This is a genomic window from Myxococcales bacterium (assembly GCA_016703425.1).
Lineage (GTDB): Bacteria > Myxococcota_A > Polyangia > Polyangiales > Polyangiaceae > JADJCA01.
In genome coordinates, this window is the sequence record JADJCA010000013.1 from 311,729 (window position 1) to 323,936 (window position 12,208).

Annotated in this window: 9 protein-coding genes; 8 read left to right on the forward strand and 1 reads right to left on the reverse strand. The window is 67.2% G+C overall.

The annotated features are described in order from the left end of the window. Window positions 1-37: 37 nt before the first annotated feature. The 4 genes from IPG50_26280 to tilS all read left to right on the forward strand — a co-directional run bounded on the left by IPG50_26280 (window position 38) and on the right by tilS (window position 6,435). On the forward strand, window positions 38-2,386 hold the full coding sequence (locus IPG50_26280) for a serine/threonine protein kinase (protein ID MBK6695687.1): 2,349 nt from the start codon (window positions 38-40) through the stop codon (window positions 2,384-2,386). Next, the gene (locus IPG50_26285; GenBank protein MBK6695688.1) at window positions 2,383-4,095 is read left to right on the forward strand and encodes a hypothetical protein; all 1,713 of its coding nucleotides are present in this window, start codon (window positions 2,383-2,385) and stop codon (window positions 4,093-4,095) included. Before IPG50_26280 ends, IPG50_26285 begins: the two co-directional genes overlap by 4 nt. A 61-nt stretch (window positions 4,096-4,156) precedes the next feature. Further along, window positions 4,157-5,491, forward strand: coding sequence for a class I SAM-dependent RNA methyltransferase (locus IPG50_26290; protein ID MBK6695689.1), 1,335 nt, complete (start codon window positions 4,157-4,159; stop codon window positions 5,489-5,491). After that, window positions 5,488-6,435, forward strand: a complete 948-nt coding sequence (gene tilS / locus IPG50_26295; protein ID MBK6695690.1) for a tRNA lysidine(34) synthetase TilS — start codon at window positions 5,488-5,490, stop codon at window positions 6,433-6,435. Before IPG50_26290 ends, tilS begins: the two co-directional genes overlap by 4 nt. On the opposite strand, the gene IPG50_26300 is transcribed toward tilS, so the two are convergent. Continuing rightward, window positions 6,384-6,875, reverse strand: coding sequence for a YkgJ family cysteine cluster protein (locus IPG50_26300; protein MBK6695691.1), 492 nt, complete (start codon window positions 6,873-6,875; stop codon window positions 6,384-6,386). The genes tilS and IPG50_26300 overlap by 52 nt on opposite strands. Window positions 6,876-7,277: 402 nt before the next feature. Here IPG50_26300 and ftsH point away from each other — a divergent pair, with 402 nt between their 5' ends. The 4 genes from ftsH to IPG50_26320 all read left to right on the forward strand — a co-directional run bounded on the left by ftsH (window position 7,278) and on the right by IPG50_26320 (window position 12,185). Further along, window positions 7,278-9,227, forward strand: coding sequence for an ATP-dependent zinc metalloprotease FtsH (gene ftsH / locus IPG50_26305; GenBank protein MBK6695692.1), 1,950 nt, complete (start codon window positions 7,278-7,280; stop codon window positions 9,225-9,227). A gap of 205 nt (window positions 9,228-9,432) precedes the next feature. Next, window positions 9,433-9,663, forward strand: a complete 231-nt coding sequence (locus IPG50_26310; protein MBK6695693.1) for a hypothetical protein — start codon at window positions 9,433-9,435, stop codon at window positions 9,661-9,663. Window positions 9,664-9,911: 248 nt separating this feature from the next. After that, complete coding sequence (gene gap / locus IPG50_26315; GenBank protein MBK6695694.1) at window positions 9,912-10,928, forward strand: type I glyceraldehyde-3-phosphate dehydrogenase; 1,017 nt, start codon at window positions 9,912-9,914, stop codon at window positions 10,926-10,928. Window positions 10,929-10,946: 18 nt separating this feature from the next. Next, the gene (locus IPG50_26320) at window positions 10,947-12,185 is read left to right on the forward strand and encodes a phosphoglycerate kinase (protein ID MBK6695695.1); all 1,239 of its coding nucleotides are present in this window, start codon (window positions 10,947-10,949) and stop codon (window positions 12,183-12,185) included. Window positions 12,186-12,208 lie beyond the last annotated feature (23 nt).

Consider the following 12,208-nt stretch of genomic DNA (forward strand, 5'->3'; position numbering starts at 1 on the left):
TCTCCAACGACACGGGACGCGAAGAGAGGGGCACGAGTTGGTTCACGATCCGAGAACGTCTGCGGCCTCCTCCGGAGATCCGGGCGCCGGCACGTATTTTCTCGGACGCTACCGCGTCGTCGACGAGATCGGCATCGGCGGCATGGCGAGCGTGCACCTCGCCCGCATGGACGGGCCTGGCGGGTTCCAGCGCTGGGTCGCCATCAAGCGCATCCATTCGCACCTCATCGAAGACGAGAGCTTCGTCCAAATGTTCTTGGACGAGGCGCGCGTCGCCGCTCTGATTTCGCACCCCAACGTCGCCGCGGTCATCGAGCTCGGGAAGCATCAAGATTCGTACTGGATCGCCATGGAGTACCTCCACGGCGAGCCACTCCGCGAACTCATGCGGCGCACCGACGAGCTCGGCGCGCCCATGCCGCCGGAGATCGCCTGCCGCATCATCGCGGACGCCGCCGAGGGCCTGCACGCCGCCCACGAGCTCCAAGGGAAGAACGGCGAGAAGCTCGAGCTTGTGCACCGCGACGTGACGCCGCACAACCTCTTCGTCACGTACGACGGCAGCACGAAGGTCGTCGACTTCGGCATCGCGAAGTTTCTCACCCGAATGTCGAACACGCGGCACGGCACCCTCAAGGGGAAGATCGCGTACATGTCGCCGGAGCAAGTGCACGGCGAGCAGATTGATCGCCGCACCGACCTCTTCGCCCTCGGCGTCGTTCTCTGGGAGCTCACAACCGGCAAGCGACTCTTCCGCATGGAGAGCGATCTCGACACGCTCGCCAAGGTGCAAGAGTGCAACGTGCCAAAGCCGAGCACCATCGTGCGCGGCTACCCGCTCGACCTCGAGAAGATCGTCCTCAAGGCGCTCGCGAAAAAGCGCGACGACCGCTTCCGCACGGCTCGCGAGCTCTCGCGCGCGCTCCAGGGACTCCTCATGCGGCGCGGCCTCTTCATCGCTGGCGATGAAGTTGCGAGCTACATGCAATCGATCTTCGCGGAGCGCATCCAGAAGCGCGACGCGCACCTGCGGTGGGCCGCCGAGGTCACGCAGACGATCAACCTCGACGTGGGGCAAAAGGTCGAGACGCAGAGCGCGTTGCTCGTGGTGCCCACGAACGCAGGTCCGCCGTCGTCGAACGATCGACCGCTCGCGCCGCGCCCCGCGGCCGGCGCACCACCGCCGCGCGTGCCGCAGGTCCCCATCAAGTCGGCTCACCCGCCGACCGGCTCGTCGCAGGCCGCGACGGCCCCACGGCCACCGCCGATCGCAGCGCCCTCTTCCCCGGGCGCGCCGAAGCCCCCGGAGTTGAACGCGAGCACCGGCAGCGGTGAGGCCTACTACGAAGACGGCCCCACGATCATGGACGACGCCCCCATCGAGGCCGACTATCCCGGCACCGAAGAGGAGTACGACGACACCATCATCACGACGACGAAGGTCGAGGCCGGCGGCGCTGCGGCGGCGCAGCAAGGCAAGCCCCTCCCGGCGGCGGGCCGTCCCGCCGACCTGGCGAAGTCAGCACCGCGCAGCGGCAGCAACGGCAACAAGGGGGCGTTCAATCCTCTCGCGTTCGACGAGACGCGACCGGCGCCCTCGGAGTCGCTTCCGCAGCCGCTCGCCCCGCTCCTTGCGCAGCAGCCAACAATGCCGCTCGTCGCGCCGTCGCTCACGGTGGGTCCCGCCGGTCCGCAGATGCTGTTGCCGACGGTGCCGCGTGTCGCCGTGCCGCCGGAGAACCGACGTCGCGGCTTGCCCGTTTGGCTCGTGGCGGTGGCCTCGGGCGTCGTGGCTTTGACCTTCGTCGGCGTGCTCTACGTCTTCTTCGCGAAACCCTCGGGAAGCCGAGAGGTGCGGCTGCAGCCGGGCCCCGTCGCCGGCGGGGGGCCCTTCGGCGCCGCTCGCAATTCGTTCATGACGGCCATCGCTCCGCGGCCCCAGGGCGCGTTGCAGGCGCCCGTGCCCGCAACCGCAACGCCACCGCCGGGCCCGACCGCGGCCGTCGCGCCAGCGCCCGTTGCCCCTACCCCCGCGCCGCCGCCCGTGGCCCCGACCCCGCCAGCGGAGAGGGTCGCGCAAACGCCACCCACTCCGCCACGGCCAGCAGAGCCAAAGGTAGACCGCAGACCCCCAGCCCCGGCGCCGACGCCGACGGCTATGGGGTACCTCTCGGTGTTCTGTCGCCGCGGCGGCCGCGGCATCGACTGCGATGAGGTCATCGACAACGGCGCGTACCTCGGAGCGAAAATCGAGCGGGTCCGCCTGCGCGTCGGCGAACATCGCATCACCGTGAGGACCAAGAGCCCCGCCGTGGAGAAGACCTGGACCGTCTACGTGAAGGCCGACGGCATCGAAATGCTCCGCGCCGACATGGATCCGAAGTGAATCTCCGCGCGCCGCGCCTCTTGGGAGCCGGTGCGGGGCGGCGCGTCCTTCGCGGTGTGGGCCTTGCGCTGCTTTTGGCGGCGCCAGCGGGTCTCGCGCCATCGTGCACAAAGACGAGCGACGTCTCGTTCGTTTTGCGCCTTCCCGGCGAAGCGAAGGACGGCACGCAATGGATCGAGGTCGGCGCGTACAAGTCGGAGACGTGCCCGAGCATCGGTCAGCTTGGTGGAGGGCTGCCGCGCGGCGGACTTCTGCGGCGCGTCGGCTTCGAGAGCGGAGGGGCGGCGCCGACGTTCACCCTCGACAAGGGCACCTACTCGTTTGCCGCGACGGCCCGCAACTCCCAGTGCGAAGTGCTCGCCGCCGGCTGCACGGCCATCGACGTCCCCGGTAGCGACGAGATCACGATCAACCTGAAGGCCGCGACCGTGAAGGGCGGCAAGTGTTCCAGCGGCTCAGCCTGCAAAGACGCCGAGTGCGTGGCCGCGCCAACGGCGGCGACGGTCGGCGAGGGCTGCACCCTGGAGGTGGTCGGCGCCGGACCGCTCGAGGCCTTGAGCACCGGCGGGTCGAGTGTGAGCCGGCCCGCCATATCCGCCGTGAGCGACGGCTTCGTCATCGGCTACAGCCAAATTGACGGCGACAAGTACCGCGTGACGACCATGAAGGTCGGCTTCGACGGCGGTCCCGTGAAGGCCAACGAAGGGACGTCCCTGCCCTACAACCGCTACAACATTCCGGGCGCCTGCAGCGAGGACTCACAGACTGAAGGTCTCGGCCTGTTCTTCGATGCGCCCAACGCCCAGACCGGCCTCGCAGTCGTCCCGCGGGCGCCCACGTGCGTAGCGGCGCTGGTCTCCATCTTCCAGATCCTGCCCGACGCTCACTTCGCCGCCACGGAGGCAAAGACGCCGCCCCTTAGGACGGCCGCGCAGCAACACGTCGTGACGAATCACTCGCTGGCCTACAACGGGTATTTCGCCAACGTCGTCGACAAGCAGGCGTACCTCCAAGTCCTCAGCGCGGCCGGGTTCGGTGCCGACGCGCCGGTGCCCGTCGGTGGAGCGCCGCCCCACGCGCGAGCGTGGGCCGCCGCGAGCCGTGACGCCATCGCGGTCCTGGTCCAAGCGGAAGGCGAAGGCGCCGCGCCCAGCGGCGATGGCGGCAGCGGCTCAAGCGACATCGACGCGCCGGAGCTGCGGCTCGAGGTCGCGCGCCGCGACAACGCGCAAACCCTCGGCATGGTGGAGCCGGCGCTGCGGGGACGCTTCGGCGCCTTGGCGATGCAGGGCGCGCGCGCCGTGGTCCTTTCGAGCGGCGGCCTCGACGCGCCTGTACAATACAACCTTCTCAACGTCGGCGACTCGGCCTTCAAGACCGGCAGCGTCCCCGTGAATGAGACGGGCCGAACGCTCGCCGCCGACGTCGCGCTCGCCGGCGACCGCATGTACATCGCGTCGATGCTCACGAACGGCGTCTCGGTGCTCGCCTTCGACAAGTTCTCTGGCGAGCCGAAGCTCCTCAAGGAGAAGGCACTGGCCCGCGACTTTCGAGTGAAACAATTCATGGGCGGTATCTTCAACGAACTGCGCGACGGCTACATTGCCGTGGCCGCTGAGGGCGCTCGCGTCGGCGTCGTGTGGATGACCGGCGAGCGCATCAACGCCGGCGAAGAAGTCGGCGGCTGGGCCGTTCTCGCCTGCCGCTGATTGCCCCAAGAAGGCCCTTGCTTCGCGGGCCGAACCTTCGCTATCGCGTGGCGTGGCTCCCATGAACAAGCGAGGCGTACCGCCGGTGTTGGCCACTCTCACGGTCGAAAACGTCGTGGCCGGGGGCAAGGGAATCGCCTTCGCAAGCGCCAACGGCGTTCGGCGCGCGGTCCTGCTCCCGCTCGTCGCACCGGGAGACGTGGTCCGCGCTGACGTCGATTTTTCGCGCAGCCCCGCTCGCGGCGTGGTCCTTGAAGTGATTCAGTCGAGCGGCGCTCGCGTGGTTCCCCCGTGCGAAGTCGCTGACCGTTGCGGCGGCTGCGATCTGATGCACATCGCCGCCGCAGCGCGCCGCAGGGCCCTCCTCGGCATGGTGCGCGACGCGCTCCCGCCGCCGCTCCAAACCGTCGCCGTGAAGGAGCACCACCTCACGGAGGAACTCCGATACCGGTCACGCGCGAGATTTCACATCGACGCGAAGAAGCCACCCCACGTCCACGTTGGCTTTCGGGCCGCCGGCTCGCACGACCTCGCGTCGCCGCGCGAGTGCCGTGTGCTGGTGCCGGCCATCGAAGAAACACGTCGGGCCCTCGCCGCTTGGTTGAAGGGCGCGAGCGGCTACGGCGAGGCGATGCTCGCTGGCACAGCGCAGGAGCGCGTCGTCCTCGATCTCACGTTCGCCGGTGAGCTTCCAGCGACGTTCTTCGCGGCGCTCGAGCAAGCGCTCGTCGACGCGCGCCTCCTCGGTGGCGCGCGCGTCTGGACGCAGGGCGCCAAGAGACCGGCCACCTTTGGGAGCCCGACGCCGGTCATGGTCGGCGCCGACGGGGCGCCGCTCGAGCTCGCCCCGGGTGGCTTTGGTCAGGCGTCCGACGAGGGCAACGTGCTCCTCGGCCGGTGCGTGGCCGAGCTCCTTGCCCCTCTTCCGCTCCACGGGGCCTCCGTTGTCGAACTCTTCGCCGGCGCCGGCAACTTCACGAGCCTGCTGGCGCGAACGGGCGCGCGCGTCACGGCCGTGGAGGCCGACGCGGAGGCGACGTCCGCCGCGAGGAGAAACCTGGCAGCACGCGGCCTCGACGCAAAGATCGTCACCGCCGACGCGGAGACGTATCCCCTTCGCGGTGGAGCCGAGCGCCCGCGCCTCGTTTTCCTCGACCCGCCACGCACCGGCGCCAAAGGGGCCGCGGCGCTGATCGCGAAAGCACGCCCAGATTCGGTTCTCTACGTCTCGTGTGATCCGCCGACGTTGGGGCGCGACCTTGGTACGCTCCTCGACGCCGGCTACGGCGTGTCTTCCATCGACGTCTTCGAGCTCTTTCCCCAGACGAGCCATGTCGAAACGGTCGTGCTCCTCCGGCATCGTCGAACGGTGCGCGAGCCGGACGCGGGACCATGACGGGTGGTCTCCGCGGCTCTCACCCACCGACGCTCCTGACGCTGGCGCGGCGCGCCCTCGCGGGCGAGTGTGGACCGGTCGCGGGGATGTCGATCTGCGTGGCTGTGAGTGGCGGGCGCGATTCGATGGCCCTGCTTCAGGTACTGGCGAAGCTGGCGCCTCAGCACGGCTTCACGCTGAGCGCCCACGGCATCGACCATGGCCTTCGAGCCTTCGCGGCCCGCGAGCTCGAGGGCGCGAGCCTCTTTGCGAAGAGCCTCGGCGTCCCCTTTCGCATCACGCGGGTCGATGTGGAGCGGGGCGGAAACCTCCAAGCGCGCGCCCGAGACGCGCGCCACGCGGCGCTCGCCGCCGCGTTGCCCAAAGGGGCCCTGTTGGCGACCGCCCATCACCAAGACGATCGAGCTGAGACGGTACTCCTCCGTATCTTGCGCGGCGCATCGGCCGAAGGCCTCGCGGTCTTGCCCGCCCGCGATGGGATGCGCCTAAGGCCGTTCATCCGCGCCGGTCGCGAAGCCATCGACGCGCACGTGAAGCGGCACGCGATTCCCTACTTTGACGATCCATCAAACGACGACCCACGCTTCATGCGCACGCGCGTGCGCCGCGAGGTCCTGCCGCTCTTGGAGAGCCTCGACGCCGGCATCGTCGGCCACCTAACCGGACTGGCCGACGACATGATCGCGCACCGGCAGGAGAACCCGTCCGACGACGCCGACGAGAGCCTGCCCCTCCCCCGGGCGACGCGCGACGCCCTCGCCGCGCTGGTCTCGCGAAAGAGTTCACGCACCCGCATTGCGCTTCCGGGCGGCCTCAGCGCTCGCTTCGATGCGGCTACCCAAAGCGTGCGTATTGAAGCGGCGCGAGGGCGTCCGGCGCGGCGCAAGGCCGCTCAGCCCGACGGCTCGCGCGCTGACTCGGTCGGTTCCGGGCGCCGGAAGTGACGATCGACCAACGACTTGAGGCCCCCAAGGTTGAGCAGCCAGTCGACGCTCGCCTGAGCGGAGCGCTCCGCCGTCTTGGGCCCAAAGATCGCCTCGGCCTTGTCCAGCAGGCCTTCGGCCCGCACTTGCGCCGCGAGCCCCTGTACCGTCGCGACGAGCCGCTCGGCATCGGCCAGCGCGACGGCCCCCGCAAGGACCCCCTTCAGCAGCTCGCACTGGTAGGCTCGGCAAACGGCGGGGCGCGTCTCGTAGCTGGAGCACTGGCGCTCCTTCAGCAACACGCACGGCAGTGTGAACCCTGTCGTCTCGCCGCGACTGAGGAGCGGAAGCCGGTGCTTCGTCGCCCAGTCGAGCTCGCCAGCCTCGAGGGGAGCGCGGTCCAGGAAGGTCCCATCGCAACATAGGCCGCACTTGGTGCAGAGGGCGGAGGACGCGGTCATGGACAGCCGGAGACGCTACCACGGCACCTCACGCGATCTCGAAGGTGAAGAATCGTGAAGAGCGATCGACAGCAGGGGGAAATTTCCGCTCTGATCCGCCTCGCGATCCGCAGAATCAGCCCCGTCGTGGGACGCAGCCCTTGTCGGCATCACCTCGCGAGCGCACCTTGTAACGTGGACTGACCGAAAACTCAGTCACGCGCCCAGCGACTCGGCCAGCGGTTCGGGTTGGTGGGTGTGAGTGCGACGCCCAAGGTCCCCAAGTCGGTGGGCGGCTCATCCGCAGAACGTCGTGTGGATGAGCCGGAAGTTCAGTGGTAGTTCTATAAAGTCGGGGCGTTTGCTCCATCCTTCATTCCCTCTTCTCGCCTGTCTGCGCCCCCGCGTCCTTTTGAGGTCATCGTGAAGCAATCCCACAAGACGCTCCTGCTCTGGGTCCTCTTGATCCTGATGTTCGTCGCGATTTGGCAGTTTCTGCAGCCACCGCCGAGCAAGCAAGTCGTCAGCTGGTCTGATTTCCTCAACGAAGTCCACGCCGGGACCGTCGAGCAGATCACCATCAAGGATCGGAAGTACCTCTTCCGCGTCCGCGCGAGCGAGACCACGAAGACCTACGTCGAGAAGGAGACCAAGGGGCCCGCCGCCGACGGCAAGATCCTCGAGTCGCTTAAGCCCACCGCCGCGGAGAAAGCCGACAAGGCGCCGCGCATCGTCTTCGAAGAAGAAGAAGCCAACCCGATGTGGTCGGGCACGCTCATCACGCTCCTCCCGATGGTCTTCATCATCGTGATGTTCTTCCTCTTCATGCGTCAGCTGCAGGCCGGTGGTGGCAAGGCCATGAGCTTTGGCAAGGCCAAGGCCAAGATGCTTAGCGACTCGCAGAACAAGATCACCTTCGCCGACGTGGCCGGCGCTGACGAAGCCAAGGACGAGGTCGAAGAGATCATCGCGTTCTTGAAGGATCCGAAGAAGTTCCAGCGACTCGGCGGTCGCATCCCCAAAGGGGTGCTCATGATTGGCCCGCCGGGCACAGGCAAGACGCTGCTCGCCCGCGCCATCGCCGGCGAAGCAGGCGTGCCCTTCTTCAGCATCTCCGGCTCCGACTTCGTCGAGATGTTCGTGGGCGTCGGCGCGAGCCGCGTCCGCGACCTCTTCGAACAAGGGAAGAAGCACGCTCCCTGCATCATCTTCATCGATGAAATCGACGCCGTCGGCCGCCATCGCGGCGCCGGCTTGGGCGGTGGTCACGACGAGCGCGAACAAACGCTCAATCAGTTGCTCGTCGAGATGGACGGCTTCGAATCCAACGAAGGCGTCATCATCATCGCGGCAACGAATCGCCCCGACGTACTCGACCCCGCCATCCTCCGCCCCGGCCGCTTCGACCGACGCATCACCGTCAGCCGCCCGGACGTGCGCGGACGCGAGGCGATCCTCCGCGTCCACACCAAGAAGACGCCGCTTGCGCCCGACGTCGACCTTGAAGTCATTGCCCGCGGCACGCCCGGTTTCGCCGGAGCGGACCTCGAAAACCTCGTCAACGAGGCGGCTCTGCTCGCCGCGCGGATGGACAAGGACGCGCTCGGCATGAGCGACTTCGAGCTCGCGAAAGACAAGGTCATGATGGGCTCCGAGCGCCGCTCGATGGTCATGACGGAGGACGAGAAGTGGAACACGGCGGTCCACGAGGCCGGCCACGCGGTCGTGATGCTCACCAACGCGCAGCATGACCCGGTCCACAAGGTCACGATCATCCCGCGCGGACGCGCCCTCGGCCTCACCATGCCACTGCCCAAGGGCGACGTGCTGGGCCGAACGAAAGATCAGTTCGAAGCGCAGATCCAAGCGGGTCTCGGCGGACGAATCGCCGAGCTGCTCTTCTTCGGGAAGCTCACCACCGGCGCTGCTAACGATATTCGCCAGGTCACCGACATTGCCCGCGCGATGGTGTGTGAGTTCGGCATGAGCGACAAGCTCGGCCCGCTGGCCTACGGCCACGATGAGGGTTCGCCCTTCCTCGGGCGCGACTTCACCCAGCGACAGAGCGACTACTCGGAGCAGACGGCCCGCGAGATCGACCAGGAAGTGCGCCGAATCATCCAGGTGCAGTTCGATCAGGTCACTGAGCTGCTCACATCCAAACGCGACACCATCGAAGCCATCGCGAAGGCCCTGATGGACCGCGAGACGCTCGATCACGAAGAGCTTGTCGCGCTCCTCGAAGGGCGTGAGCTCCCCAAGCGCGAGCGCGTGATCATCCCGACCTACGCCGACAAGGAGCGCAAGGAGAAGGACAAGCGCAAGGTCGCGAGCATCTTCGGGACAACCCCGCCCAAGCCGGCGACGAGCTAACGGGTCGCGTAGGCGGTAACGTCAGGCCTCGCGCTTCTCCGACGGGCCAGCCCCCGGTCTTGCTAGCGATCCTCAACCTTGCCGACGTCGAGCGAGGCCTCGTGCGAGTGGTCGCCGAAGGTAGCCACCACTTGCCGCGTTTCTGACCGATTGCGTCGGATCTCCGAGGGACTGGCCAGGCACGGCGTTTGCGAGCCCGACGAGCATGACGCATGAACTCGCCGACTCAGAGCTGGAGATTGTCTGCGGAGGACTGAAGTGGGAGGGGCATGAGCAGTCCTCGAACATTGAGGATCGTCGCACGGGTGGCTGGACCGAAGCGATGGAGATCAGAACGACCGGCGACTTCGCACGATGGGACCGTCAGTTCGGCCCGAGCGTGGGGGGTGGGGGAGGCGGCTGCAAATTCTCCTTCTTCGACTTCTGCTTGTTCTGAGCGCCGCCGATTGAGCCCTGCCGCGCGTCGAGCTGCTGTAGGCAGCTCGGCGCGCGCCATAAGAAGGGGGAAAATCGCAGCGGCTCGGTCGCTGGGTTGACGCTCACCGTGTACCGGGGCGTGGTTACCTACGCGCCCAAGTGCCAGGTTCACCCCGCGAAAGCCCGCTCTTGCCGCCCCCCGGGGCCACGACTACGGTCCGCCTCCCGCCCGAAGATGGGGCGAGAAACGCACCGGAGGAGCTGCTTATGGCCACGAAGATCGCCATCAACGGATTTGGTCGCATCGGACGCTGCATCGCCCGCATCCTCGCCGAAAAGGGCGTGAAGGATCTGGAGCTCGTTTGCATCAACGATCTCACCGACCCCAAGACCCTCGCGCACCTCTACAACTACGACACCGTGCACCGCACGGCGAAGGTCCGTGGCACCGCCGGTGAGGGCTCCATCGACTTTGGCCGTGGCGCCGTGAAGATCCTCGCGGAGAAAGACCCAGCGAAGCTCCCCTGGAAGGACATGGGTGTGAGCCTCGTCCTCGAGTGCACGGGTCTCTTCACCGACAAGGAGAAGACCAAGGCGCACTTCGACGCGGGCGCCAAGAAGGTCCTCATCAGCGCGCCTGCGAAGGGCCAAGACGCGACCATCGTCCTCGGCGTGAACCAGGGCAACTACGACGGCAGCAAGCACCACCTGCTCTCGAACGGATCGTGCACGACCAACTGCCTCGCGCCCGTCGCCAAGGTCATGATGGACACCTTCGGCATCGAGCACGGCTTGATGACGACGATCCACTCGTACACCAACGACCAAGCCATCCTCGACATCCCGCACCGCAAGGGCGACCTTCGCCGTGCACGCGCGGCGGCGCAGAACATGATCCCGTCGTCGACGGGCGCCGCAAAGGCCCTCTCGGAGGTCGTGCCGGCCTTGAAGGGCAAGTTCGACGGCTGCGCCATCCGCGTGCCCACGATGGACGTCTCGCTCGTCGATCTCACGCTCACGACCGAGAAGCCCATGACGAAGGACGCCATCCACGCGGCCATGAAAGCCGCCGCCGAAGGCCCCATGAAGGGCATCCTTGGCTTCTGCGATGAGCCGCTCGTCTCCAGCGACTTCATTGGCGATCCGCGCTCCTCGATCTTCGATGCCACGCAGACGCACGTCCTCGGCGATCGCTTCGCCAAGATCTTCGCCTGGTACGACAACGAGTGGGGCTTCTCGAACCGCATGGTCGAGCTGGCGCAGCTCATCTCGTCGAAGATGTAAGCGGAGACCGAGGACAACATGGCCTACCTCGACGGCATCCGCCCGATCCGTGAGCTCCCCATCGAGAACAAGCGCGTCTTCTTACGCGTTGATTTCAACGTCCCCCTGGAGAACGGGGTCATCACAGATGACGCTCGAATCAAGGAAGCGTTGCCGACGATCAAGCATGCGCTCGAGCGGGGCGCGCGCCTCATCGTCGCGAGCCACCTCGGGCGTCCCAAGCCCGGCAAGACCGAAGGTTTTTCGCTCGCGCCGGCTGGCGAGCGGCTCGCGGAGCTCCTCGGCAAGGAAGTGAAGATGCCCGAGGACTGCCTCGGCGACGCCGCCAGGAAGGTCATCTACGACCTTCGCGGCGGCGAGATCGTGCTGCTCGAAAACCTGCGTTTTCATCCCGAAGAGGAGAAGGACGACGAGGAGTTCGCTCGCAAGCTCGCCGACTACGCCGACGTCTACGTCGACGACGCCTTTGGAAGCGTTCACCGTGCGCACGCGAGCGTTCACGCGCTACCAAAGCTCATGCGCGATCGTGGATGTGGCTTCCTCCTCGAAAAGGAGATCGCCTCCCTCGGCAAGCTCGTGACGGGTCCCGACAAGCCCTACGTGGCCGTTCTCGGCGGAGCGAAGGTCTCGGACAAGATCGAGGTCCTGGAGGCGCTCTTGGAGCGCATCGATGCGCTCGTTATTGGCGGCGCGATGGCCAATACGTTCTTGGCGGCGCGCGGCGTCGCGATGCAGAGGTCGAAGATCGAAGACGACAAGCTCGCCTTGGCGCGGACCATCCTCGACAAGGCGGCGTCACGAAAGATCGATGTGCTCCTGCCGACCGACGTGGTCGTGGCCAAGAGCCTCGACGCGACGGCCGGGGATGTCGTCGCCGTCGGCGCCATGCCCGAGGGCACGATGGCCCTCGACATCGGTCCTGCCACGCTCGAGGCCTTCGCGAAACGTTTCGCAACGGCCAAGACGATCTTCTGGAACGGCCCGATGGGACTCTTCGAGAGGGCGGCCTTCGCGGCGGGCACCTTCGGCGCGGCCAAGGCTATGGCTGCCTCGGGCGCATTCACCGTCGTCGGTGGCGGCGACAGCGCCGCCGCCGTTCGCGCGGCCGGCGAAGCCATCGCACCGAAGATGGGGCACATCTCGACCGGCGGCGGCGCGTCCCTTGAGCTCATCGAAGGGAAGAAATTGCCGGGCATCGAGGTTCTTCGCTCGAACGTGCCGGCCACGCCGACGGCGGGCGCCGAGAAAACCTCATGAACGGCAAGCGAAGGCCCCTCGTT